Here is a 23,528-nt window from a genome sequence, read left to right as displayed (position 1 = left end):
CCCGCCCGCGCGTCAGATCACCCGGATCACATCCTTGCCGACGGACAGCATGTAGCCGCGCCGCGCGATGTTGCGGACCAGCAATTCGCTGACCAGCTGGTTGCCCAGCGTGTCGCGCAGCCGCTTGATCCGGGTGGCGCCGGCGGCCTCTTCGCAATCGGCCACGTTGCGGCCGGAAATCATCGCCTCGATCTGCGCGCCGGTCAGCATCTCGTCGTCCAGCCGCGCTTCGGCCAGGATCGACAAAGTCTCCATCGCGGCATCGGTCAGCTTGAAGCCGTGATTGTTCAGGTAGACAGTCTTTTCATCGCGGCTGATGAGCAGCGAATTCACCTCGATCCCCGCGCGCTCGATCTCGGCCATGCGGCGGTTGAGCGTGATGAGGATCACCAGGAAGACCAGCGCCGCGACCAGCAGGGCAGTGGCAAAGACCATCAGCACGAAGATGACGATCCGGTAGCCCGCCAGCGTTTCCGCAAAGGCGGTGCCGGACTGGGCCAGGATTTCCAGCAGCTTGATCTCGGCATCGCCGGTCAGGGTGTCGTTCTCGACGAAGATGCGTTCCACCCGTTCGTTGAACACACCCGCATCGGGCAGTGTCAGGAAGAGGATCACGCCCCCGATCACCAGCATTAGGACGATGGCCGCGATGCCGATCGTCACCACGCGGGTGCCGACACGTCGGATGTCAGCGGCGAATTCGGTCGAATCTGATTGCACCGTCACCTTGGTCCTTCTTCGATCTCAGCCTTTCAGCGACAGGATCTTGAGAAGGATCCATCCCCGGGCGGCCAGAATGCTCCGGGCCTCTTCGGTCGCGTCGGCCAGGTTGCAGGTGGAAACCGTAAGCTCACCATAATTCAGCTGCAGGGGATTGTCCCGCTTGGCCTTGTATTCGGCCACGCAGGCAGCGCTCGCAACAGCGGGAGCGGTGATCAGCGCGAGTGAGACGCCAAGGATGAGTGCGATGTGTTTCATGCAGCGGAATGTGCCCGCGCGGCCCGTGTCATTCAATAACCAAAGGGGCTTGGGAACCGCGTTATCCGATAACAGGGGGCCGTTATTGCCCGATTTCGCCGGTTCGACCCATCGTCTGGTCATGCCTCATCCGTCCCCCGGGTCGGGGCGGACACATACCCAGACCTCGAGCCTGCATATCCAAAAGGAGATTTCACATGGGCCGCAAATTCATCGCAACCATCCTCGCCGCGGCGATTGCCGTCACTTCCATCAGCGCCACCACCACCGCCGCCCAGGCCGGTGACAAGGATGTCGCCCGCTTTATCGTCGGGGCCACTGCCCTTGCGATCATCGGGGCCGCCATCGCCGACGAACAGCGCAAGAAGAACAAGGCGCATGCCGGCACGCAGAGCCATTACAAGCCCAAGCCCCAAGTGCACCACAAGCCGCGTTACAACAACCATCAGCGGCACTACAACAACCACAAGCCGCGCTATAACAATCACGGCCATAAACCGCGCCACAATGCCGGTCTTGTCGCCCCGCGCAAATGCCTGATCAACGCCCAAACCCGCCAGGGCTGGACCAAGGGCTACGCGGTTGGCTGCACCCGCCACAACATCCGTCGCCCCGCCGCGCTGCCCAGCGATTGCGTGCGCCGTAACTTCGCCAACACCTCGCGTTACTTCTACTCCGCCCGCTGCCTGCGCCGGAACGGTTTCAACGCGTAACCGAACGCTCCCCAGGTTCGCCATTCTCCAGGCGGCGGACAGAGCGAGGAGGGAGGGGACACGGCCCCTCCCTCCTTTTTTGCGTGCTTCCCTTGGGCGGGGGGATTGGGTAGGCCGGGGCATGGATGGTCCCGATTTCTCCCTTGAACAGAGCCTGATCGCCCAGGGCGCCCGTCGTATCGCCGGTGTGGACGAGGTGGGCCGCGGCCCGCTGGCCGGCCCTGTCACCGCGGCTGCCGTCGTGCTGGACCCGTCCGCGATCCCCGATGGCCTGAACGATTCCAAGAAGCTGACCGAGAAGAAGCGCATCGCCCTTCTGGAGGCGCTGCAGGATTGCGCCGAGATCTCTGTCGCTCATGCCAGCGTCGAGGAGATCGACGAGATCAACATTCTCCGTGCCTCTCACCTGGCGATGGAACGGGCGGTTGCCGGGCTGTCCGTGCCGCCCGACCACCTGCTGATCGACGGCAATCTGATTCCCCGTGGTCTGACGATACCCGCCCAGGCGGTGGTCAAAGGCGACGGCCGGTCGGTGTCGATCGCCGCGGCCTCCATCGCGGCCAAAATCGCGCGTGACATGATCATGCGGGATTTGGCGCAACAGTTTCCCGGCTACGGATGGGAGTCCAACGCCGGATATCCGTCAAAAAGCCACATTTCGGCGCTTCAAAATATCGGTGTCACCCCACACCATAGACGGAGCTTCAAACCTGTCCACAATATCTTGTGTAAAGATAAAAGCGTAACCCCTTGATTCGAAAAAGAAATTGACTGCGAATCACCTTTGACTCATCATTTGGGCATCTAACGAGCACCCGCAAACGGGGCCGGCATAGAGGCAGAAGATGATGAAAACAAAGACCAAAGAGGCAGCGACCCTGCCGCTCAACACTATCCTGGCCGGCGATTGCGTGGAGCAGATGAATGCTCTGCCCGAAAGCTCTGTCGACCTGATTTTCGCGGATCCCCCGTACAATTTGCAGTTGCGTGGCTCGCTGCATCGCCCCGACAATTCCGAGGTCGACGCGGTGGACGATGCCTGGGATCAGTTCGCGTCGTTCGAAGCCTATGACAAGTTCACCCGCGAGTGGCTGAAAGCCGCGCGGCGCCTGTTGAAACCCAACGGTGCGATCTGGGTCATCGGCTCCTATCACAACATCTTCCGCGTGGGTGCGGCGCTGCAGGACCAGGGCTACTGGATCCTCAACGACGTGGTTTGGCGCAAGTCGAACCCGATGCCGAATTTCCGCGGCAAGCGCTTTACCAATGCCCATGAAACGATGATCTGGGCATCGAAGGGCGAGGGTGCGAAATATACCTTCAATTACGAGGCGCTGAAGTCGCTGAACGAAGGCGTGCAGATGCGGTCGGACTGGGTGCTGCCGATCTGCAATGGCGGTGAACGCCTCAAGGACGCCAACGGCGACAAGGCCCATCCGACGCAGAAACCCGAAAGCCTTTTGCACCGGGTTCTGGTCGGGTCGACCAATCCGGGCGATGTGGTGCTGGACCCGTTCTTCGGTACGGGCACGACCGGGGCCGTGGCCAAGATGCTGGGCCGTGATTTCATCGGGATCGAGCGCGAGGAAAGCTATCGTCGCGTCGCCGAAGCCCGCCTGGCGCGGGTTCGGAAATACGACCGCGAGGCGCTGGAAGTGTCGGCCTCCAAACGTGCGGCGCCGCGTGTGCCGTTCGGGCAGCTGGTCGAGCGTGGCATGCTGCGCCCGGGTGAGGAATTGTGGTCGATGAACGGTCGCCACAAGGCCAAGGTCCGCGCGGATGGCACGCTGATCGGCGACGACATCAAGGGCTCCATCCACCAGGTCGGGGCGCATCTGGAAGGTGCGCCGTCCTGCAACGGCTGGACTTACTGGTGCTTCAAGCGCGACGGGAAGACCATTCCGATCGACCTGCTGCGCCAGCAGATCCGCGCCGAGATGAACTGAGACATCAAGCGTTTACACGAACCGCCGGCACCGCCGACCGCCAAGTGCGGTGCCTAACTCATGCCCCGCCCTTACCGGCGGGGCCTTTTCGTTGCGATCAGCCCGCAGGTTCGGGGTGCTGGCCTTTCTTGTAGGGTTTCCAGTCGGTTATCTCGGGGTAGTACATGGCCCGCCACTTGCGAACCTTGGGGTTCATCATCCGCCGCCACAGCGGGGGAACCATCGCGATCGTGGCCATCAGGGGATAGCCGTAGGGCAGTTGCGGGGCTTCGTCGGCGCCGTAATTCTGCAGCAGGGGAAAGCGGCGGTCGGGCTTGTAGTGATGGTCGGAATGGCGCTGCAAGTTGATCAGCATCCAGTTCGACACCTTGTGCGCGGCGTTCCAGCTGTGATGCGGTTTGACGTGTTCGTACTTGCCGTTGCCCAGGTATTTCCGGGTCAGCCCGTAATGTTCGACGTAGTTGGTCAGTTCCAGCATCCAGACGGCGAAAAAGGCCTGCAGCAGGAACAGCATCAGCCCGTACCAGCCGCCCAGCACCAGCGCCACGACGAGCATCCCGAGTTGCAGAAAAGCGTAGCGCCAGAAGGGGTTGCGCCGGTCCAACGCTGAGGCGCCCCGACGTTTCAGCATCGCCACCTCGGCCCGCCAGGCCGAACGCGGGCACTCCATCAATACGCGGGGGAAGAAGCGGAAGAACCCTTCGTTGTAACGCGCGGTGACGGCGTCGCGGGTGGTGCCGACATGCAGATGGTGGACCAGCAGGTGTTCGGAGCGGAAGTGGGAATAGAGCACCATGGACAGCAGCAAATCGCCCAGCCAGCGCTCCAGGTTGTTCTTTTGATGAAGCAATTCATGGGCATAGACGATCCCGGCGGCGCCGGTCATGACGCCGAACCCGTAGGTCAGACCCAGGATTTCGAGCACACCCAGATGCCGGTGATCGGCGACGTACCAGATCATCCAGAAGAGGGTGACGAACTGAACCGGCACCCAGACCAGCGTGATCGCGCGATACCAGAACAGGTCGGCTTCCGCGGTTTCGGGATCGGCGTTTTCCTCGTTAAGCCCCGCCAAACCGTCGAGAAGTGTAATCAGAACAAAGCCATAGACGGGAAGCAGCAGAACCCAGATTCCGCCCAGGATGGTGCCTGTCACGGCCAGTGGCACGTTGAGCAGGGTCATCCAGAACGGCATGGCGCTTCGGAATTTCGGGAAGGTGTCGGCGGGGATCATGCGGGCTGCCTTTGATGGAACTCAGGGCCGAGTGTCGCGCAGAGTCTCCAACTTGCCATGACCGAGGTCAAATGCCTTTCGCATGATCGTGGGCAGGTCGGAGGGGCGGAAGTCACCCGGCGACAACAGCCGAAATTCGGCGTCGGTATCACGTCGGTATAACGTCGGTATCACGTCGGTGCTGTGACCGATCTGCGCGACGCGCAGTCCCAGCCGCAGATGGAAGTGGGTGAAGGTGTGCAGCGCCTCTTCTCCGACATCGTGCCAGTCGGCGTCGAGCGGCGGATCCTCCTGCGGATCGGCATCGGCCCAGGGCGATCCGGGCCAGCCCAGCATGCCGCCCAGCAATCCCTTGTCGGGCCGTTTCTCCAGCAGCCAGTGACCATCGGCGGTCCGGGCGAGGTAGGCGATGCCCCGGCGGGTCGGCTTGGCCTTCTTCGGGGTCTTCCTGGGCAGTTCGGGCGCAGTGCCGGCAGCGCGGGCGGCGCAGGGGTCGCGCCAGGGGCAGATGCCGCAGGCGGGCGAGCGTGGGGTGCAGATCGTGGCGCCGAGATCCATCACCGCCTGCGCATAATCGCCGGGGCGGGTGTCGGGGGTCAGCGCCGCGGCCTGTTCCTTGAGCTCGGGCTTGGCGGCGGGCAGGGGGGTGTGGATGTCATGCAGCCGGGCCATCACCCGTTCGACATTGCCGTCCATCACGACGGCGGGCCGGTCGAAGGCGATGGCGGCAATGGCGGCAGCCGTGTAGGGGCCGATGCCGGGCAGTTTCTGCAACCCCTCCTCGGTATCGGGAAAAATGCCGCCATGATCGGCAGAGACGACCCGGGCGCATTTCAGCAGGTTGCGGGCGCGGGCGTAGTAACCCAGGCCCGCCCATTCGCCCATCACGCGGTCATCGGGCGCGGCGGCCAGGTCATCGACACTGGGCCAGAGCGCGGTGAAGCGGGCGAAGTACTCCTTCACTGCGGCGACGGTGGTCTGCTGCAACATGACCTCGGACAGCCAGATGCGGTAGGGGTCGGGGCGGGCATTGGACAGCGGCGGCACCCGCCAGGGCAGGGTGCGGGCATGCTGGTCGTACCAGTCGAGCAGATCTTCGGCGCGTGGCGCGATTTTTGCCATTCTGTTCACCCTGCCGTCACACAATGTTTATGGCTTGCCGGTTCTCGGCTCTGGTCCCGGCGGAATAACCGTCTAGGATAGGGGCCAACCGGGAAAGGCAAGCTTATGGCACAGCGCCGCACGACCTCAACCTACGGATTTGCGCGCACGTCGAAGCTGCTGGAAGGGCAGATTCGGCGGGCGGGAGAAACGCGCGGCTTTGCCGTGACGCGTCTGCTGACCCATTGGGACGAGATCGCGGGCGACATGGCCGAGATGGCCCGCCCCGTCGACGTGAAGTATGCGCGCCAGGGATTTGGCGCGACGCTGACCCTGCTGACCACCGGGGCGATGGCCCCGCTGGTGGAGATGCAGAAGGAAAAGCTGCGGGAAAAGGTGAACGCGGTCTATGGCTACAACGCGATTGCGCGGGTGCGGGTGACGCAGACCGCCGCGACCGGGTTCGCCGATGGCCAGGTCGCCTTTGCCCCGCAGAAACCGAAATCACGGCCCGAACCCAGCCCCGCCGTCACGGCGGAAGCACGGCAGGTGGCGGACGGCGTGGGCGACGAGAGCCTGCGATCGGCGCTTGAGGCCCTGGCCCGGAATGTTTTAAGCAAACAGGACAAGTAGAAAGGACCATTTGATGGACCGCAGAATTTTCATGGCAGGCGGCGCCGCCGCTGTCGTCGTGGCCGCAGGCGGCGCGTGGTATTCCATGCAGGCGCCCGGCACCACGCCCGTGCAGATCAACCAGGTCTCGGGCGAGGAGATCGACACCTCCGACATCATCGAGATGACCCTGGGCGATGAGAACGCCCCGGTGACCCTGATGGAATATGCCTCGTTCACCTGTCCGCATTGCGCCAACTTCCACGACGCCGTGTTCAAGGACCTGAAGGCCGATTACATCGATACCGGCAAGGTGCGGTTCGTCTATCGCGACGTGTATTTCGACCAGTTCGGCCTGTGGGCGGCGATGGTCGCGCGCTGTGAACCGACCCGGTTCTTCGGGATCTCCGACATGCTGTACACGCAGCAGCGCGACTGGATCGGCGATGGCGATCCGGCGGGCATTGCGGACCGCCTGCGCAAGATCGGCCTGGTGGCCGGGCTGGACAACGCATCGCTGGATGCCTGCCTGGCGGACGAGGAACAGGCCCGCAAGCTGGTCGCCTGGTTCCAGAAGAACAGCACCGAGGATGACGTGACGGGCACGCCCACGCTGATCATCGACGGTGAGAAACATTCCAACATGAACTACGGCGATCTGAAGGCTATTCTCGACGCCAAGCTGGAGAGCTGATGGCTGCACCATTGGAAGGTTTGAGGGTCGTCGAACTGGCCCGTATCCTGGCCGGCCCCTGGGCCGGTCAGACTCTGTCCGACCTCGGTGCCGAGGTCATCAAGGTCGAAAGCCCTGACGGGGACGATACCCGGAAGTGGGGCCCGCCGTTCATCGACCGCGACGACGATCACACCGCCGCCTATTACCATTCCTGCAATCGCGGAAAGACCTGCGTCACCTGCGATTTCCGGACCGAGGAAGGCCGCGAGATGGTGCGCGACCTGGTCAAGGATGCCGACATCCTGATCGAGAACTTCAAGGTCGGCGGGTTGAAGAAATACGGGCTGGATTACGAGAGCCTGGCCGAGGTGAACCCCCGGCTGATCTATTGCTCGATCACCGGGTTCGGGCAGGACGGTCCGTATTCGCACCGCGCGGGTTACGATTACATCATCCAGGGCATGTCCGGGCTGATGTCGCTGACCGGGCAACCCGATGGCGAGCCGCTGCGGGCGGGTGTCGCGATCACCGACCTGTTCACCGGCATCTATTCCTCGACCGCGATCCTGGCCGCGCTGCATCAGCGCAGCGTCACCGGCCGTGGCCAGCATATCGACATGGCGCTGCTGGATTGCGCCGTGGCGGTGACGGCAAACCAGGCGATGAACTACCTGTCGACCGGCACACCGCCGGCGCGGACCGGGAATTATCATCCGAACCTGACGCCCTACCAGGTGTTCGAAGTGTCGGACGGGCATATCATCATCGCCACCGGCAATGACGCCCAGTACCAGCGCCTGTGTGACGTTCTGGGGCTGGAGGACATGAAGGACGACCCGGATTACCGGATCAACTCCGACCGCGTCGCCAACCGGCCCGAGATGATCCGTCGCATCCAGGAGGCCTGCCTGCGCTTCACCAAGGCCGAGCTGTTGTCCCAGTGCGAGGGCAAGGGCATTCCGGCGGGGCCGATCAACGACATGGCCGAGGTCTTCGAGGACCCGCAGGTCGTGGCGCGGGGCATGCGGATCGAGCCCGACGGCGTGCCGGGCGTCCGCGCGCCGTTCAAGTTCTCCGATGCGGAGCTGAAGCTGGACCGGGCGAGCCCCAAGCTGCCCCGCACGGCGGAGAGCTGAGCCGGACCTGATCCAAAGGCGCGCCCCCTGGCGGGGGCGCATTCCTGCTACTCGGACCGTTCCCTTCGGGACCGATCCTCGGTTGGGGCCTGTGGCGAGTGGTGCGCGTCGTCCGGAGGTCAGTCGCCCAGCTTGGCGTGCACCTCGTCCAGGTCGATCTCGGCGATCGGCATCTTGTTCGACGGATCGTGGAAATCGTATTTGAATAGCTCGAAATCACGTTTGTAGATTTCGTAGACTAGGTGCATCGACAGGTCGTCGAAGTAATCCTCGACCGGGTGGGCGCGCTTGGGCCCGTGGCCTTCGGATTCGTTGAAGCGGGGAATGCTGCCCAGGTCGACCGGGTTCGGGGTGTCGATGTGATCGAGCACCTGCTGCATGCCCTCGTTGAACTTCTCGGTCCAGAAGATCTTGTCGTAGCGGCCGCCATTGGCGATGAAGGTCGAGATGTGACCGGACATGGCGGACCAGTGAATGTCGGGCTCCATCGGGCGACGCCAGCGGATGGTGTCGCGGGCGAACAGCAGGAAGCGGCGGAACGACTTGATCTGGTCGAAGTCCTGCTGGCCGTCGTCACCGCCGACCTCGATCCCGTATTTCTGCACCAGGAGCGGCACGAGGTTGCCGCGGTAGCGGTTGCCGTTGCGCTGGATGCCGCAGATCTTGTCGAAGAAGGACGACAGGATCCGCGCATAGGGGTTGCGGACGCAGGTGAAGGCGTAGCTTTTGTGGTGGCTTACATTCGCCTCGATCAGCGGCTGGCTGTGATCCTGTGACCATTTATGCAGCCCCTCCTTGGAATCGTGGATGTCGCCGTCATAAAATTGTCCATGATCGGAGTAATACATGATCTGACCGATGGTGGAGCAGGCGCACTTGGGCACGACGCGGTAGACCACGCTCTCACTTTCCGTCATCCATGTGCCGGGGAATCCCATATTGCTCAGCCTCCAGTCATCCGGGCCTGTTTTTTGAACCCAGTCGTTATCTTGCATAAAAAAGCAAACATTGCCTGTCTTATCAATGCGTCTTCCACCATAACGGTGTGGACAAAATACGGCAGTTTCGTGAATTAGTTTCGTCCATGGCAACAATTGCTTACATCCTGTTGTGTCACAAGGATCCGGAAGCGATCATCGATCAGGCCAATCGCCTGACGGCAACCGGCGACTTCATGTCCATCCATTTCGATGGAAATGCCAGCCCGGCCGCCTATCGCCAGATCAGAACCGCGCTGGACCCGAACCCGCGCGTGACCTTTGCCCGCAAGCGGCTCCGCTGCGGGTGGGGGGAGTGGTCGCTGGTCGATGCCACCCTGCAGGCCGTCGAAGCCGCGTTGGAGGCATTTCCGCGGGCCACGCATCTCTACATGCTGTCGGGCGATTGCATGCCGATCAAGACAGCCACCTATGCCCATGATTTCCTGGACAGCGCCGAGAAGGATTACATCGAGAGCTTCGATTTCTTCGACAGCGACTGGATCAAGACCGGGATCAAGGAAGAGCGGCTGATCTACCGCCATTACCTGAACGAACGGAAGCACAAGTGGATGTTCTACCAGAGCATCCTTTTGCAGAAGAAGCTGGGACTGGCGCGGGAGATCCCAGAGGATCTGCAGATCCAGATCGGCAGCCAGTGGTGGTGCCTGCGACGCCAGACCGTCGAGGCGATCATGGACTTCCTCGCCCGGCGGCGCGACGTTATCCGGTTCTTCCGGACCACGTGGATCCCGGACGAGACGTTCTTTCAGACGCTGGTGCGCCACCTGGTCCCGGATGTCGAGATCGAGACGCGCACCCTGACCTTCCTGATGTTCAGCGATTACGGCATGCCGGTCGTCTTCTACAACGACCATTACGATCTGCTGCTGGGGCAGGAGTTCCTGTTCGCCCGCAAGATCAGCCCCGAGGCGCTGGAGTTGAAGACGCGGCTGGGGGCGCTGTATTCGGCGACGGGGACGGAGTTCCAGATCTCGAACGAAGGACAGTCGCTGTTCAAGTTCCTGACCGGGCGGGGCCGGATCGGGCGGCGCTTTGCGCCGCGGTTCTGGGAAAACGAAGCCAGCCTGGGGCGCGAACGCGAATTGCTGATCGTGATCTGCAAGAAGTGGCATGTCGCCAAGCGACTGGCCAAGCAGATCCGGGAACTGACCGACATCCCGACCGTGGAGTACCTGTTTCACGAGGAAAACGCTGCCATGCCCGACCTGGGCGGCATCCAGAACACCTTGGCCAAGCGGACCCGGCACAGGCGGTCGCTGATGCGGATGCTGTTCGACTATTACAAGAGCAACCGGATGGTGATCTGCCTGGACTCGGCCAGCCTGGACCTGTTGCAGGATTTCTGTTCGGACCGGTCGGTGACCACCCTGCTGGAGATCGATTGCGAGTTCGACGACGACTACCTGAAGGGCCATGCACGGCGCGTCGGGCTGGCCGGGGCACGGACGGGCGAGGATGCCCTGCAGCGGCTGCTGCCAACCGTGCGCAACGCGATTGCCATGGAACACGACCAGATCCGCGATGCGGAATTCCCCAATCTCTACCGGATCCGGCAATCCGCCACGGTGGAGCAGAATGCCCGCGCCATGGGCCGGTTCCTTGCGGTTTCCGACGATGTGGCGCATGAACTTGCCAACACACCGCATCTTTTTGCCGATTGAGGGACCCGATGGCCTACGCCTATGACGACCAGAACATCTTTGCCAAGATCCTGCGGGGCGAGATCCCCAACAAGACGGTGAAGGAAACCGACCACACGCTGGCCTTCGAGGATATCCGCCCGCAGGCGCCGGTGCATGTGCTGGTCATCCCCAAGGGCGCTTATGTGACCTACGATCATTTCGCCGCGGAGGCCTCGGCCGAGGAGATCGTGGATTTCCACCGGGTCGTGGCCGATGTGTGCCGCAGCACCGGGGTGACGGCGGATGAGGGGGCGGGCTGCCGCTTCATCTCGAATGCAGGGGAACATGGCGTGCAGGAAGTGCCGCATTTCCACCTGCATATCCTGGGGGGGCGCCGCATGGGGCGGATGGTCCAGCCGGAATAAGCCTCGGCATTGTATGCACAGCGGAAACAATCTTGTTTGATTGTTTCCGATGAGCGCCTAACCACGCGGCGGCAGCTTGTCGAAGGTCGGCACGCCGTCGGGCACGGTCTGGTAGAAATTCGTGTCGCACATGTAGATCGCGGCCTGTGGCCCTGCGTAGTCCGACGGATCGTCCAGCGTTCCGGCCTTCATCACCACCGTGCCGTTGTCGAGCAGCGTGACCAGGCTGGTCATGCAGGTCGGACAGAATTGGCGGTGGACCGGTTGGTCCAGGTCGGGGCGGGTAAAGTCCCGCGGTTCGCCCCTGGTGAAGCGAAACTCCGACTGCGCGCCGAGCATGAAGTAATTCGGCCCGCCGCCGGAGTAATATTGGCATTCCCGGCAATGGCATTGCGCATGCAGGAACACCTTGCCCGTGTATTCGTAGGCGGTGTCCCCGCAATAGCAGCGTCCGGAGATCACCCCTGTGGTCATCCGAAGACCGCCGTCAGGCTTTCATCGACGGCGTTCGAGATCTCGTCGATATGGTCGGGCGTGGCGATCAGGGCGGGGCTGAAGGTCAGCGTGTTGTTGTAGCCCGGGACGGAGCGGTTGGTGACCCCGATAATGACCTGACGCTTGGCGCATTCGGCGACGATCTGCGCGCATTGCTTTTCGTCGGCGGGGGCGCGGGTCTGGCGGTCGGCGACCAGTTCGATCCCTGCAAAAAGACCCTTGCCGCGGACCTCGCCGATCACCTTGTGCTTCTCGGCCAGCGCTTCGAAGTTTTTCAGCAGGCGGTCGCCCATGGCCACGGTGTTGTCGAGCAGGTTCTCGTCTTCGATGATGCGCATGTTCTCGATCGCGGCGGCGGGGCCGGCGGTGCAGCCCCCGAAGGTCGAGATGTCGCGGAAGTAATCCATCGGGTCCTCGGGCGATTCCTTGAACATGTCGAAGACGCGTTCCGAGGTGACGCAGCAGGCAATGGCGGCATAGCCAGAGGCCACGCCCTTGGCCATGGTGACGAAATCGGGCTCGATCCCATAATGCTGGTAGCCGAACCAGGTGCCGGTGCGGCCCACACCGCAGACGACCTCGTCGATATGCAGCAGGATATCGTACTTGCGGCAGATCTCCTGCACGCGGGGCCAATAGCCTTCGGGCGGGACAATGACACCACCACCCGCGGTGATCGGTTCAAGGCAGAGCGCGCCGACGGTTTCGGGCCCTTCGGCCAGGATCACCTGTTCGATCTGGTCCGCGGCCCATTCGCCGTAATTCTCGACCGGCGCGTTCTGATCGCCGGCGCGGTATTCCAGGCAATGGGGCACGCGCACGAAATCGGGGGCGAAGGGGCCATATTGCGCGTTGCGCTGGTCCTGGCCGCCGGCCGACAGGGCGCCGATGGTGGTGCCGTGATAATCGCGGTCGCGGTAGAGGATCTTGGTCTTCTTGCCGCCGTATTTCTTGTGGGCGATCTGGCGGACCATCTTGAAGGCCTTCTCGTTCGCCTCGGACCCGGAATTGCAATAATAGACGCGGGTCAGGCCCGGCATCTTCTCGATCAGCTTTTCGGCGAAGATCGCGCCGGGGATCGTGCCGGCGGCCCCGGCGAAATAGTTCAGCTTGATCAGCTGGTCGCGCACGGCATTGGCGATGCTTTCACGGCCATAGCCCACGTTCACGGTCCAGACGCCGCCCGACACACCGTCGAGGTGCTTCACCCCGCGTTGGTCCCAGACATGGATACCCTTGCCCTCGGTGATGATACGCGGCTCGCCGGTCTCGAAGGGTTTGTGCTGCACCAGGTGGTGCCAGACATGGGCGCGGTCGGCTTCGACCACCTTGGAGATATCGTTGTCGCGGAATCCGTCTTCCATGGGGTCCTCCTGCGGGCATGTTTGGCGGGACGGTACGCTTGAGGCGGGGATTTGGCAATTGGGGGCGTTTGGGTTGGTTTGGTCATTCAACTCCGTGTGTCGCTGCCCTCGGTTTTTACATGAGAGTTTGGGATGCCAAAAGCGCTCGACCTTGGGGAGTACCATCGTCCGCAAATCGGGCACGTCATGCCTTGCCCGGCCCGTGCCGGATCGGAAGGCCTTGCGGCCCCCTTCCTCTCGGCTAGGCTGAGGGGATGACACCAGACGATACCGCCCTGCTCACCGACCTGTTCAACGCTGCCGTGGCCGCGGCCGATCCGGCGGAGGCGCTGAAGGATCACCTGCCGGAGAAGCCGAAGGGCCGGACCGTGGTGATCGGGGCCGGCAAGGGGGCGGCGCAGTTGGCGCAGACTTTCGAAGCCGCCTGGGACGGCCCGGTCGAGGGGGTGATCGTCACCCGCTATGGCTATGCCGCGCCGTGTCGCCAGCTGAAGGTTCTGGAAGCCGCGCACCCTGTCCCCGATGCCGCTGGCGAGGCCGCCACGCAGGAGGTTCTGGCCGCGCTTGAGGGGCTGACGGCGGATGACCTGGTGGTCGCGCTGATCACCGGAGGCGGGTCGGCCCTTCTGGCCGCGCCGCCCGAGGGGCTGACGCTGGAGGACGAGCAGGGTCTGAACAAGGCGCTGCTGTCGAGCGGTGCGCCGATCGGCGTGATGAACGCGATCCGCAAGCAGGTGAGCCGGGTCAAGGGTGGTCGGCTGGCAGCGATGGTCGGTCCGGCGCGGCTGGTCAGCCTCGTCGTGTCGGACGTGCCCGGCGACGACCCGGCCGAGGTGGCAAGCGGCCCGACGGTGCCCGGCCCCGCGACCCGCGCCGATGCGCTGGCGGCGATACGGGCCTGGAACATCACCCTGCCGGATCGGATCATGACCTTCCTGAACGAGGCACCGGAGGACGCGCCGCAGCCCGGCGACGCGGTGTTCGAGGGGCAGGAGGTGCATGTCATCGCCTCGGCCGCGCGGTCGCTGGAGGCCGCGGCGGCCCTGGCAGCCGAACGTGGTCTGACCGCGCATATCCTGTCCGACGCGATGGAAGGGGAGGCGCGCGACATCGCCCGTGCCCATGCGGCCATCGCCCGGGAAGTGGCGGCGAAGAACCGTCCCTTCACCGCGCCCTGCCTGCTGTTGTCGGGCGGCGAGACGACCGTGACGCTGAAACACGAGGGCAAAGGCGGGCGGAACAGCGAATTCCTTCTGGCCTTTGCGCTGGCCGTGGAGGGTTGCGAGGGGATCGCGGCGCTGGCGGCGGATACGGACGGGATCGACGGGAGCGAGGACAATGCCGGTGCCTTTGCCGATGCGGGCACCTGCGCCGCGATGCGCGCCGCCGGGATCGATCCGGCCGAGGCGCTGTCGCTGAACGATGCCTGGAGCGCCTTCGACGCCTGCGGCGGGTTGTTCGTGCCAGGGCCGACCGGCACGAACGTCAATGATTTCCGGGCGATCCTGATCCGCTGAGGATCGGAACCGCCCGGGCTGGATGTCCTTGGGGGTGAGGCAAGCCCCTGGGCGTGGGTCATTCCGGGGTCAGGCAGGCCTCCAGCCCCTTGGCGAGGTTCAGCAGCAGATCGTCGTAGAGATCCGGCCCCGGGGTCATGGACGACCCGACAGGGTCGAGCGTGTGGACCTTCACACCCAGCGTCGCGGCCATGCGGTCGGCGGTGCGGGTGTCGAATTGCGGCTCGGTGAAGAGGCAGCGGATATCGGCGGCCTCGGCTTCAGCCTGAAGCTCTGCGATGCGGCGGGCACCGGGAGGGGTGGCGTCGCTGTCGGCAATCGCGCCGCTGGCGGGAAGGTCGAACCGGTCGGTGAAATAGCCATAGGCATCGTGGTAGACGAAGAACCCGCCTTCGAGCGGCGACAGGCGCGCCGTCAGCTCTCCGGTCAGGGTCTTGATGCGGGTCATCGCGGCCTCGGTATTCTCGCGGTAGGTGGCGGCGTTGTCGGGGTCGATCTCGGCCAGTTGGCGCGAGATTTCCGGCAGCCAGATCAGCGCGTTGACCGGGTCGAGCCAGGCATGGTGGTCGATGCCGTCATGCACGTGGCCATCGCCGACATGGTGGCCGTCGGAGGTGTCGTCGCCGGCGTGGTCCTCGTGGTCGTGATCGTGGTGGTCCTCGGCGTGGTCCTCGTGGTTGTGGTGATCGTCATGCTCGGCCTCATGGTCATGATCTTCGTGGGCCGCATGATCGTCGCCGTGATCGTCATGTTCTGCATGATCAGCGTGATCTTCGCCATGATCATCGTGCCCTTCCTCACCGTGGTCATGGCCGCCGAGGCGCAGATGCGTGCCTTCGACCTCGATCAGGGGGACGGAGCGGATGTTGGTGGCCAGCGTCTCGGTCGCCTCTTCGATCCAGGGCGATTGCGCCGCGCCGATCCAGAAAAGCAGGTGACCGTTGGCCAGCGTGTTCGCCTCGGACGGGCGCATCTGGTGCCCATGAGGGGAGCCGCCGGGCGGCAGGAGCAGGTCGGGTTCGCCCACGCCCTGCATCACCTGAGCTACCAGCGCATGGACGGGCGGGATGTCGGTGACGACGCGGGGCGCCTCGGCCAGGGCGAGGCTGGGCAGGGTTGCGCAGAGGGCGACGGAGGAGAGGAGGGTGCGCATGTCGATTTGACCAATTTTGTTACAAGATAACATTGCCTCTAACATGCGATGTGATAATATATCAATATGGCACATGAGAAAAATCCCGACCCCCTGCGCGAGTTCCATCCGCATAATCACGATCACTGCGTTTCGGACGCGATGGCGGCGGCCGAACGGATCTGCGCGTCTTCCGGCGCGCGGCTGACCCCGGTGCGGCGGCGGGTGCTGGAAATCCTGCTGGAGGGGCACCGCCCGATGGGCGCCTATGATGTCCTTGGCCGACTGGACGAGGAGGGGCTGGGCGACAAGCCGCCCGTCGCCTATCGCGCGCTCGGCTTCCTGGTGGATCACGGGTTGGCGCATCGGATCGAGCGGCTGAATGCCTTCATCGCCTGCCCACATCCCGAGGCCGAGGGGCATGGCGCCGCGTTCCTGATCTGTCGCGGTTGTGGCACGGTGGCCGAGGTCACGGCGACCCTGCCTGACCTGCCCGAAGGGTTCCGCGTCGAACGGACCACGGTTGAAGCCGAGGGCCTTTGTGCCGCCTGTACGGAGAAAGCCGCGTGAGCAGATTGATCGAGGCCAAGGGGCTGAGCGCCGGTTTCGGCGGCACGGATGTGCTATCCGGTGTCGATTTCCACATAGATGGCGGAGAAATCGTGACCGTGGTCGGCCCGAACGGGTCGGGCAAGTCCACGCTGATGCGGATGCTGGTCGGCGCGCTGTCGCCGCGCGCGGGCCGGATCACGCGGATGCCGGGGCTGCGGCTGGGCTATGTCCCGCAACGGCTGAGCATCGACCCGACCCTGCCGCTGAGCGTTTCGCGCTTCCTGGACCTGCCGCGCCCGGCGGGGCGGGCCGCCAAGGCGGCGATGCTGGAGCGGGTCGGGATTTCCGCGCTGGCGGATCGTCCGCTGGCCGGGTTGTCGGGTGGGCAGTACCAGCGCGCCCTGCTGGCCCGTGCCCTGCTGGTCGATCCGCATCTGCTGATCCTGGACGAGGCGACGCAGGGCATGGACCAGCGCGGTTCGGCCGATTTCTACGCCCTGATCGCCACCCTGCGGGAGGAAATGGGGACCGCCGTCCTGATGGTCTCGCACGAGTTGCACGTTGTGATGAGCGCGAGCGACCGCGTGGTTTGTCTGAACGGGCATGTCTGCTGCGAAGGCGCGCCCGAGATCGTCAGCTCTGCCCCAGAATACCGCGCGCTGTTCGGCACCGGGACCCATGGGGCGCTGGCGCTTTACCGGCACGAGCACGATCACTCCCATGATCACGATCATCATCACGGGCACGGGCATGACCATGGCGACCGCCATCACCACGACCACGGTGCCGCGCTGGACAAGACGGGAACGGACAATTGAGCGGGCTTTTCTCTGAATTCATGATCCGCGCGGCCCTGGCCGGGCTGGGGGTCGCGGTGGCGGCGCCGTTCCTCGGAGTTTTCGTCGTCTGGCGGCGGATGGCCTATTTCGGCGACGCGACCGCCCATGCGGCGGTGATGGGCGTGGCCCTGTCGCTGATGCTGCACCTGCCGGTCTACCTGGGTGTCGCGGGTGTCGCCGTGATCATGGCTCTGTCCGTGGCGGCGATGGAATCCGGGCGTCCGGGATTGGGCGCGGATTCGCTGCTGGGGGTGCTGTCGCATGGGGCGCTGGCGATCGGGCTGATCGCGGTGTCCTTCCTGCCCGGCGCGCGGCTGAACCTCGAGGCCTACCTCTTCGGCGATATCCTGGCCGTGTCCTGGGGCGATGTCGGGGTGATCTGGGGTGGCGCGGCTGCAATCATCGCGGTGATCGGCTGGCGCTGGCGCGCGTTGTTGACGGCGACGGTGAACCCCGACCTCGCTTGGTCCTCGGGCATGAACCCCGACCGCGACCGGCGCATCCTGACACTGGCCCTGGCGTTGCTGGTGGCGCTGGCGATCAAGGTGGTGGGTGCGTTGTTGATCACGGCGCTGCTGGTGATCCCGGCAGCGGCCGCGCGGCCCTTTGCCCGCTCGCCCGAGGCGATGCTGGGCTTCGGCGTCGCCGTCGGCGGTGTCGCGGCGCTCGGCGGGCTGGGCCTGTCCTACGGGCTGGACAGCCCGGCGGGGCCGTCGATCGTGGCGGTGGCCGTGGCGCTGTTTGCGCTTGGGCGGATGGCGCTGGTCTGGCGGCGGGTGGAATGAGGCGAATTCGCCTGAATTAGGGTCTGTTTTCGAGGGTTCGTGCCCTGTGGCCTTCCCCGCGTAGGACGACTTGGGTTGTCTTGTCCTGCCGGCGGATACGCTGGGAAGGGCCATCCCGCAGGTCGTTTCCTGACATCGGTCTTGATCCACACACGGCGAATGGCTGCCCGATCCGGCCAGTTCATCCGGATGCTGAGCAGATCCAGAGCCTAAACAAGGGCTTTTGCGTCCTGATCGTCACCGCCCCTCCCAGGCTTCAAAAAAGAACAAAACGTGAATATACTGCGAGTCGCTCCAACGCATCGCTCCCCATGTTCACCGAGATCTCTGCCACCTCGAACTTCACCTTCCTCACCGGGGCCTCCCACCCCGAGGAATACGTGCTGCGTGCCGAACAGCTGGGCCTGGCCGCCATCGCCATCGCCGACACCAATTCCGTTGCCGGCATCGTCCGCGCCCACCAGCAGGCGCGCGAGATCGCCCGCGCCATCCGCGAACGCACGGACTGGGAGGCCGCGAACGGGCCGATGGGACCGCTCAAGCCCGGCCACGAACCGCCCCGCCCGAAGGCGCCGCGGCTGATCCCGGCGGCCCGGCTGCTGCTGGCCGACGGGACGGAGATCACGGCCCTGCCCGAGGCGCGGCAGGGCTGGGGACGGCTGTGTCGCCTGATCTCCAAGGGACGGTTGCGGTCGCCCAAGGGCGATTGCCTGCTCCACCCCGAGGACCTGCTGGAGAACGGGCTGGACCAGGTGCACCTGGTGCTCCACCCGCCACAAAGCCTGACATCGCAGCGCGGCGCGGGTGACTGGCTGCCAAGGGCGAAACGGCTGACGCGCCGCTTTGGCCGGCAGATGTCGCTGGCGCTGGCCCCGGCCTATGACGGGCAGGATGCGGCCCGGTTCGCGGCGCAGACGGCGCTGGCCGAGGCGCTTGCCCTGCCCACCATCGCCAGCGCCCGCCCGATCATGCATCACGGGCGCCGCCGCAGGCTGGCCGATGTGGTCACCGCGATCCGCACCTCCCGCACGGTCGAGGCCCTGGGCCGCGACGCGCTGGCCAATGGCGAACAGCGCCTGCGGTCGGAGGCCGAGATGCGGCGCATGCTGGGGCCGTTTCAGGATGCCGTGGATCGTACGATTTCCCTGGTTCAGAGACTGAATTTCAGCCTCGACGAGCTGCGCTACGAATATCCCAGCGAGATCGCGGAAGGCGAAAGCCCCACCGACCGTCTGGCCCGGCTGGCGCGGGCGGGGCTGGCCTGGCGCTATCCCTACGGCGCGCCCGACAGGGTCCGCGCCATGCTGGATCATGAACTGACCCTGATCGCCAAGTTGAATTACGAACCCTATTTCCTGACCGTGCATGACGTCGTGGCCTTCGCCCGGTCGCGCAACATCCTGTGCCAGGGGCGCGGCTCGGCGGCAAACTCGGTCGTGTGCTACGCGCTTGGCGTCACCTCGGTCAGCCCCGAGATCGGCACGATGGTGTTCGAACGCTTCGTGTCGGAGGCCCGCGACGAACCGCCCGACATCGACGTCGATTTCGAACACGAGCGGCGCGAGGAGGTGATCCAGCACATCTACGAACGCTACGGCCGCCACCGCGCGGGGCTGTGTGCCACGGTGATCCATTACCGCGGCAAGCGCGCCATCCGCGAGGTCGGCCGCGCCATGGGCCTGACGGAGGACACGATCTCGGCGCTCAGCTCGCAGCTCTGGGGGTTCTTCGCCGCCGGCGGGATGGAGGACCAGCGGATGCGCGAGATCGGGCTGGACCCCACCGATCCGCGCCTGCGCCAGACCATGGCCCTGATCCACGAGATCGAGGGCTTCCCCCGCCACCTGTCGCAGCATGTCGGCGGCTTCATCATGACCGAGGGACGGTTGGACGAACTTGTCCCGATCGAGAACGCCACGATGGAGGACCGCACGGTCATCTGCTGGGACAAGGACGATATCGACACGCTCGGCATCCTGAAGGTCGACGTGCTGGCGCTTGGCATGCTGACCTGCATCCGCAAGGCCTTCGACCTGCTGGAGCGCCACGAGATGACCGAGCTGGACCTCGCCACGATCCCGCCGGAGGATCCCAAGGTCTACGACATGCTGTGCAAGGCCGACACGATCGGCGTCTTCCAGGTGGAAAGCCGGGCGCAGATGAACTTCCTGCCCCGGATGCGGCCGCGCTGCTTCTACGACCTGGTGATCGAGGTCGCGATCATCCGCCCCGGCCCGATCCAGGGCGACATGGTCCACCCCTATATCCGCCGCCGCAACGGCGAGGAGGCGGTGGAATTCCCCTCGGACGAGCTGGGCCGGGTGCTGGGCAAGACGCTTGGCGTGCCGCTCTTCCAGGAACAGGCGATGCAGATCGCGATCATCGGGGCCGGGTTCACCCCAGAGGAGGCGGACCGCCTGCGCCGGTCCCTCGCCACCTTCAAGAAGCACGGCAACGTGTCGGAATTTCGCACCCGGTTCCTGCGGGGAATGCGGCGCAACGGCTATGACGAGGATTTCGCGGAGCGCTGTTTTTCCCAGATCGAAGGGTTCGGGTCATACGGGTTTCCCGAAAGCCACGCGGCGAGTTTCGCGCTGCTGGTCTACGCCTCGTCCTGGATCAAGCGGCACCATCCCGGCATCTTTGCCTGTGCGCTGCTGAATTCGCAGCCCATGGGGTTCTACGCCCCTGCCCAGATCGTGCGGGATGCGCGTGAACACGGGGTGGAGGTCCGGCCCGTCGATATCAACGCCTCGCATTGGGACAACATCATGGAGCGCGATGGCGCGCGGCTGGCCCTGCGGCTGGGTTTTCGCCAGATCAAGGGCGTCGCGCAGGAGGAGGCGGACTGGATCGTGGCGGCGCGGGGCAACGGCTATCACTCGGTCGGCGATGTCTGGCGCCGGGCGGGCGTGGCCCCGTCGCTGATCGAACGGCTGGCCGAGGCCGATGCCTTTGCCGGGCTGGGGCTGGATCGCCGCGGCGCCATCTGGGAGGCCAAGGCGCTGCGCCCCGGCAAGCCGCTGCCGCTGTTCGAGGGCGACATGGACGGCGAGGGGATCGTGGAACCCGCGGTGCTGCTGCCCGAGATGACCCCGGGCGAGGCGATGGTCGAGGATTTCGTGGCCTTGCGCCTGTCGCTCAAGGCGCATCCGGTGGCCTTCCTGCGCGAGGTTCTGACGCCGGGATACGGGGCGTGGCGTGGGGCCGGTACGGTCGAAGAAGAGCGGAAAGGCCCGGTTTAGGGTCTGTTTTTCGAGGATCGATACGGACCCGGTACACGGATCGTGGCCAATGCGTCCTGCCCCACGTTGGGCGAGGCTTCCGCTTTATCCCCCGCACGGAATCAAGCCGCAGGCGCCGTGCGAGCGATCGTTCATTGTCCGCCATTGGTCCGAGGACAATGGACGATGCCGCCCCCACGGGGCGGCGCTATGTTGACGTTCGATGTTAGCCTAGAGCGAAGATGCAGATTGCACCATGAAAGCGCGTTAGCGGGGCGGTCGGAGCGCCACCCCGCGGGACGGCGCGCGCACGGCTCGGGCCGTCGCATCGGCTGGTTTAAAGCATAAGCTCTGAGCCGAGATATGAGATGCGACAGGGCAAAGAGAGGACGGCCCAAATTCGAGTACCAGCCGGTGAAACGGCGCTCGCAAGACGCGGCACGATGCTTTGACAGAGGCGGAAGGAGCGGCTCGATTGTCGCGCTTCCCTGCGAGGCAGCGCGTTCGGCGCGAGGCGCATGAAATGCTCCGGCAAACTCCCCCTGCTACTACCCGAATGACCAATGAAAAGACCCGGCGAACCTGTGTCCGCCGGGCCAAATTCCCCTGAAACAGGGTCTGAATCTACCGCCGCAGGCGGGTCAGCAGGGCGACGGAGGGGTGGCCGTCCGGTTCCATCCCGACGGCGCGCTGGTAGCCTCGGATCGCGGCCACGGTGTTGGGGCCGATCTTGCCGTCGACGCCGCCGGTCGAAAATCCGGCGCGGGTCAGGCGGGTCTGAAGCTCCTGCCGTTCGGCGCGTTTCAGCGCGCGTTCGCCCTTGGGCCAGGAGCCGCGCAGCGGCCCGTCGCCGCTGATCCGGTCACCCAGGTGGCCGACCCCGATCGCATAGGCGTCGGAGTTGTTGTAGCGCTTGATCACGTCGAAGTTCTTGAACACCAGGAAGGCCGCGCCCTTGGCCCCGGCGGGCAGCAGCAGCCGGGCAGAGCCGTAATCGGGGATCGATCCACCCCGCGCAGGCACCACGCCCAGCCGCGCCCATTCCGACGGCATCTTGCGCGGACCGGAGGCGAGGGTGAAGTTGAACCCGGCGGGCAGCGTCACCTCGGCCCCCCAAGGCATGCCCCGGACCCAGCCCATGCGGTTGAGATAGGCGGCGGTGGAGGCCAGCGCGTCGGTCGGGTCGTCCGACCAGATGTCGCGGCGGCCATCGCCGGTGAAATCGACCGCGTAGGCCTGGTAGGAGGTCGGGATGAACTGGGTGTGCCCCATGGCCCCGGCCCAGCTGCCCAGCATGTTTTCCGACGTGGTATCGCCACGCTGGAGGATCTTCAGCACCTCGACCAGCTGCGCCTCGAAGAAGGACCCGCGGCGGCCGTCATAGGCCAGCGTTGCGAGGGCCGAGGGGATATGCGTCTTGCCCCGGTAGGAGCCATAGGCGCTTTCCATGCCCCAGATCGCCGCGACGACGTTCTTGTCGACGCCGTAATGCGCCTCGATCGCGTTGAGGGTGCGGCCGTGCTGGCGCGCCTCCTTGCGGCCATTGGTGACGCGGGTCGCCGACACCGCGCTTTCCAGGTATTCGCCGGTCGACTTGGTGAATTCGGACTGCCGACGGTCGAGCTTGATGACCTCGGGCAGGTAGCGGACGCGGGCGAAGGTCCGGTCGAAGACCTGGGCGCTGACGCCCTTGGCCAGCGCGCGGTTGCGGAACCCGGAGACCCAGTTGCGGAAGCCCGCGGGGTTCGAGGCCTGGATGACCTCTGCAGAGGATTGCGAGGTGGATTGCGACGTGGCCAGCAACCCTTCGGGCCGGACGCGGGGCCGCAGGCTGGTGCGGGCGGCGACGCGGATCACCTTGGCGCCGGAGGCCGCACGGGTCGCGGGCTGTTCCGCCTGGGTTGCGGGCTTGGTGCCCAGCTGGGCCATGACCTGTCCGGCGATGGAGGCCGCGATGGCCCTGTCGCCGGATTGTGTGGCACCGGATTGCGTGGTCGAGCTGTTGGAGACAGGGGTGACCGCGACGGGCGTCGCCGTCTGCAACGCGGCGGGACGCGCCAGCGGGCGGAGCGAGCGGGCCACCGGTTCTGCCACGACGGACGCGGCCGTGGACAAGACGGTGAGCGACGCGAAGGTCACTGAAAGAAACGAGCGCATGAGGACTGCCGGCCTTTTA

22 protein-coding genes are annotated in these 23,528 nt (G+C 64.9%); 13 read left to right on the top strand and 9 right to left on the bottom strand.

Features of this window, described 5'->3' with window-relative positions:
- Positions 1–12: 12 nt before the first annotated feature.
- Both ATO9_RS06825 and ATO9_RS06820 read right to left on the bottom strand, forming a co-directional pair.
- Complete coding sequence (locus ATO9_RS06825) at positions 13–726, bottom strand: winged helix-turn-helix domain-containing protein (protein WP_043747101.1); 714 nt, start codon at positions 724–726, stop codon at positions 13–15.
- A gap of 18 nt (positions 727–744) precedes the next feature.
- On the bottom strand, positions 745–978 hold the full coding sequence (locus ATO9_RS06820) for a hypothetical protein (RefSeq protein WP_043747099.1): 234 nt from the start codon (positions 976–978) through the stop codon (positions 745–747).
- 197 nt (positions 979–1,175) lie between these two features.
- Here ATO9_RS06820 and ATO9_RS06815 point away from each other — a divergent pair, with 197 nt between their 5' ends.
- The 3 genes from ATO9_RS06815 (at position 1,176) to ATO9_RS06805 (ending at position 3,637) form a co-directional block, all read left to right on the top strand.
- Positions 1,176–1,691 (top strand): hypothetical protein, encoded by a 516-nt coding sequence (locus ATO9_RS06815; protein WP_043747097.1) that lies wholly within the window; start codon positions 1,176–1,178, stop codon positions 1,689–1,691.
- Positions 1,692–1,812: 121 nt separating this feature from the next.
- On the top strand, positions 1,813–2,445 hold the full coding sequence (locus tag ATO9_RS06810; RefSeq protein WP_043747094.1) for a ribonuclease HII: 633 nt from the start codon (positions 1,813–1,815) through the stop codon (positions 2,443–2,445).
- Between the two features lie 91 nt (positions 2,446–2,536).
- Positions 2,537–3,637 (top strand): site-specific DNA-methyltransferase, encoded by a 1,101-nt coding sequence (locus ATO9_RS06805; RefSeq protein ID WP_081979475.1) that lies wholly within the window; start codon positions 2,537–2,539, stop codon positions 3,635–3,637.
- Positions 3,638–3,734: 97 nt separating this feature from the next.
- Here the strand turns inward: ATO9_RS06805 and ATO9_RS06800 are convergent, their stop codons facing one another.
- Both ATO9_RS06800 and mutY read right to left on the bottom strand, forming a co-directional pair.
- On the bottom strand, positions 3,735–4,871 hold the full coding sequence (locus ATO9_RS06800; protein WP_043747091.1) for an alkane 1-monooxygenase: 1,137 nt from the start codon (positions 4,869–4,871) through the stop codon (positions 3,735–3,737).
- Between the two features lie 21 nt (positions 4,872–4,892).
- On the bottom strand, positions 4,893–5,993 hold the full coding sequence (mutY, locus tag ATO9_RS06795; protein ID WP_043747089.1) for an A/G-specific adenine glycosylase: 1,101 nt from the start codon (positions 5,991–5,993) through the stop codon (positions 4,893–4,895).
- Positions 5,994–6,098: 105 nt separating this feature from the next.
- On the opposite strand from mutY, the gene ATO9_RS06790 reads away from it, so the two are divergent.
- The 3 genes from ATO9_RS06790 to ATO9_RS06780 are packed head-to-tail and all read left to right on the top strand — an operon-like array spanning position 6,099 to position 8,396.
- Positions 6,099–6,605, top strand: coding sequence for a DUF721 domain-containing protein (locus ATO9_RS06790; protein ID WP_043747087.1), 507 nt, complete (start codon positions 6,099–6,101; stop codon positions 6,603–6,605).
- A 13-nt stretch (positions 6,606–6,618) separates the two neighbouring features.
- Positions 6,619–7,278 carry a DsbA family protein gene (locus ATO9_RS06785; RefSeq protein WP_043747085.1) on the top strand — a complete coding sequence of 220 codons (660 nt, stop codon included), beginning with the start codon at positions 6,619–6,621 and terminating at the stop codon, positions 7,276–7,278.
- Positions 7,278–8,396 (top strand): CaiB/BaiF CoA transferase family protein, encoded by a 1,119-nt coding sequence (locus tag ATO9_RS06780; RefSeq protein WP_043747083.1) that lies wholly within the window; start codon positions 7,278–7,280, stop codon positions 8,394–8,396. The genes ATO9_RS06785 and ATO9_RS06780 overlap by 1 nt, the downstream gene beginning before the upstream one ends.
- A gap of 119 nt (positions 8,397–8,515) precedes the next feature.
- Here ATO9_RS06780 and ATO9_RS06775 read toward each other — a convergent pair whose 3' ends face one another.
- Complete coding sequence (locus ATO9_RS06775) at positions 8,516–9,334, bottom strand: sulfotransferase family protein (protein WP_043747081.1); 819 nt, start codon at positions 9,332–9,334, stop codon at positions 8,516–8,518.
- A gap of 146 nt (positions 9,335–9,480) precedes the next feature.
- On the opposite strand from ATO9_RS06775, the gene ATO9_RS06770 reads away from it, so the two are divergent.
- On the top strand, positions 9,481–11,058 hold the full coding sequence (locus ATO9_RS06770; protein WP_043747079.1) for a DUF5928 domain-containing protein: 1,578 nt from the start codon (positions 9,481–9,483) through the stop codon (positions 11,056–11,058).
- Between the two features lie 8 nt (positions 11,059–11,066).
- On the top strand, positions 11,067–11,444 hold the full coding sequence (locus tag ATO9_RS06765; RefSeq protein WP_043747077.1) for an HIT domain-containing protein: 378 nt from the start codon (positions 11,067–11,069) through the stop codon (positions 11,442–11,444).
- Positions 11,445–11,501: 57 nt separating this feature from the next.
- Here ATO9_RS06765 and ATO9_RS06760 read toward each other — a convergent pair whose 3' ends face one another.
- Together ATO9_RS06760 and ATO9_RS06755 are read right to left on the bottom strand one after the other, a co-directional pair.
- A complete protein-coding gene (locus tag ATO9_RS06760) occupies positions 11,502–11,918 on the bottom strand; it encodes a GFA family protein (RefSeq protein WP_043747076.1) in 417 nt (138 codons plus the stop codon).
- Positions 11,915–13,303 (bottom strand): aminotransferase family protein, encoded by a 1,389-nt coding sequence (locus ATO9_RS06755; protein WP_043747074.1) that lies wholly within the window; start codon positions 13,301–13,303, stop codon positions 11,915–11,917. Before ATO9_RS06755 ends, ATO9_RS06760 begins: the two co-directional genes overlap by 4 nt.
- Before the next feature lie 254 nt (positions 13,304–13,557).
- On the opposite strand from ATO9_RS06755, the gene ATO9_RS06750 reads away from it, so the two are divergent.
- The gene (locus ATO9_RS06750; protein ID WP_043747068.1) at positions 13,558–14,820 is read left to right on the top strand and encodes a glycerate kinase type-2 family protein; all 1,263 of its coding nucleotides are present in this window, start codon (positions 13,558–13,560) and stop codon (positions 14,818–14,820) included.
- Between the two features lie 58 nt (positions 14,821–14,878).
- Here the strand turns inward: ATO9_RS06750 and ATO9_RS06745 are convergent, their stop codons facing one another.
- Positions 14,879–15,973, bottom strand: a complete 1,095-nt coding sequence (locus ATO9_RS06745; RefSeq protein WP_043747066.1) for a zinc ABC transporter substrate-binding protein — start codon at positions 15,971–15,973, stop codon at positions 14,879–14,881.
- Positions 15,974–16,039: 66 nt separating this feature from the next.
- Between ATO9_RS06745 and ATO9_RS06740 the strand changes: the two genes are divergently transcribed.
- The 4 genes from ATO9_RS06740 (at position 16,040) to ATO9_RS06725 (ending at position 21,373) form a co-directional block, all read left to right on the top strand.
- Complete coding sequence (locus ATO9_RS06740; protein ID WP_052418147.1) at positions 16,040–16,522, top strand: Fur family transcriptional regulator; 483 nt, start codon at positions 16,040–16,042, stop codon at positions 16,520–16,522.
- Positions 16,519–17,322 (top strand): metal ABC transporter ATP-binding protein, encoded by an 804-nt coding sequence (locus ATO9_RS06735; RefSeq protein ID WP_043747064.1) that lies wholly within the window; start codon positions 16,519–16,521, stop codon positions 17,320–17,322. Before ATO9_RS06740 ends, ATO9_RS06735 begins: the two co-directional genes overlap by 4 nt.
- Entirely contained in the window at positions 17,319–18,128 is an 810-nt protein-coding gene (locus ATO9_RS06730) for a metal ABC transporter permease (RefSeq protein WP_043747063.1), read from the top strand. The genes ATO9_RS06735 and ATO9_RS06730 overlap by 4 nt, the downstream gene beginning before the upstream one ends.
- Positions 18,129–18,439: 311 nt before the next feature.
- Positions 18,440–21,373 (top strand): error-prone DNA polymerase, encoded by a 2,934-nt coding sequence (locus ATO9_RS06725; RefSeq protein ID WP_052418146.1) that lies wholly within the window; start codon positions 18,440–18,442, stop codon positions 21,371–21,373.
- A gap of 603 nt (positions 21,374–21,976) precedes the next feature.
- Here ATO9_RS06725 and ATO9_RS06720 read toward each other — a convergent pair.
- Positions 21,977–23,509 carry a lytic murein transglycosylase gene (locus ATO9_RS06720; RefSeq protein ID WP_043747061.1) on the bottom strand — a complete coding sequence of 511 codons (1,533 nt, stop codon included), beginning with the start codon at positions 23,507–23,509 and terminating at the stop codon, positions 21,977–21,979.
- Between the last annotated feature and the right edge of the window lie 19 nt (positions 23,510–23,528).

The organism is Pseudooceanicola atlanticus, from assembly GCF_000768315.1.
Classification (GTDB): Bacteria; Pseudomonadota; Alphaproteobacteria; order Rhodobacterales; family Rhodobacteraceae; genus Pseudooceanicola; species Pseudooceanicola atlanticus.
This window is presented reverse-complemented; position numbering and strand designations above follow the sequence as displayed.

Excerpts from the sequence above, each read along its gene's own strand:
- ATO9_RS06785 (WP_043747085.1), top strand. The coding sequence starts at position 6,619 with ATGGACCGCAGAATTTTCATGGCAGGCGGCGCCGCCGCTGTCGTCGTG.
- ATO9_RS06740 (WP_052418147.1), top strand. The coding sequence starts at position 16,040 with ATGGCACATGAGAAAAATCCCGACCCCCTGCGCGAGTTCCATCCGCAT.
- ATO9_RS06800 (WP_043747091.1), bottom strand. The coding sequence starts at position 4,871 with ATGATCCCCGCCGACACCTTCCCGAAATTCCGAAGCGCCATGCCGTTC.
- ATO9_RS06770 (WP_043747079.1), top strand. The coding sequence starts at position 9,481 with ATGGCAACAATTGCTTACATCCTGTTGTGTCACAAGGATCCGGAAGCG.
- ATO9_RS06805 (WP_081979475.1), top strand. The coding sequence starts at position 2,537 with ATGATGAAAACAAAGACCAAAGAGGCAGCGACCCTGCCGCTCAACACT.
- ATO9_RS06810 (WP_043747094.1), top strand. The coding sequence starts at position 1,813 with ATGGATGGTCCCGATTTCTCCCTTGAACAGAGCCTGATCGCCCAGGGC.
- ATO9_RS06765 (WP_043747077.1), top strand. The coding sequence starts at position 11,067 with ATGGCCTACGCCTATGACGACCAGAACATCTTTGCCAAGATCCTGCGG.
- mutY (WP_043747089.1), bottom strand. The coding sequence starts at position 5,993 with ATGGCAAAAATCGCGCCACGCGCCGAAGATCTGCTCGACTGGTACGAC.
- ATO9_RS06760 (WP_043747076.1), bottom strand. The coding sequence starts at position 11,918 with ATGACCACAGGGGTGATCTCCGGACGCTGCTATTGCGGGGACACCGCC.
- ATO9_RS06755 (WP_043747074.1), bottom strand. The coding sequence starts at position 13,303 with ATGGAAGACGGATTCCGCGACAACGATATCTCCAAGGTGGTCGAAGCC.
- ATO9_RS06790 (WP_043747087.1), top strand. The coding sequence starts at position 6,099 with ATGGCACAGCGCCGCACGACCTCAACCTACGGATTTGCGCGCACGTCG.
- ATO9_RS06780 (WP_043747083.1), top strand. The coding sequence starts at position 7,278 with ATGGCTGCACCATTGGAAGGTTTGAGGGTCGTCGAACTGGCCCGTATC.
- ATO9_RS06725 (WP_052418146.1), top strand. The coding sequence starts at position 18,440 with ATGTTCACCGAGATCTCTGCCACCTCGAACTTCACCTTCCTCACCGGG.
- ATO9_RS06815 (WP_043747097.1), top strand. The coding sequence starts at position 1,176 with ATGGGCCGCAAATTCATCGCAACCATCCTCGCCGCGGCGATTGCCGTC.
- ATO9_RS06775 (WP_043747081.1), bottom strand. The coding sequence starts at position 9,334 with ATGGGATTCCCCGGCACATGGATGACGGAAAGTGAGAGCGTGGTCTAC.
- ATO9_RS06720 (WP_043747061.1), bottom strand. The coding sequence starts at position 23,509 with ATGCGCTCGTTTCTTTCAGTGACCTTCGCGTCGCTCACCGTCTTGTCC.
- ATO9_RS06745 (WP_043747066.1), bottom strand. The coding sequence starts at position 15,973 with ATGCGCACCCTCCTCTCCTCCGTCGCCCTCTGCGCAACCCTGCCCAGC.
- ATO9_RS06820 (WP_043747099.1), bottom strand. The coding sequence starts at position 978 with ATGAAACACATCGCACTCATCCTTGGCGTCTCACTCGCGCTGATCACC.
- ATO9_RS06750 (WP_043747068.1), top strand. The coding sequence starts at position 13,558 with ATGACACCAGACGATACCGCCCTGCTCACCGACCTGTTCAACGCTGCC.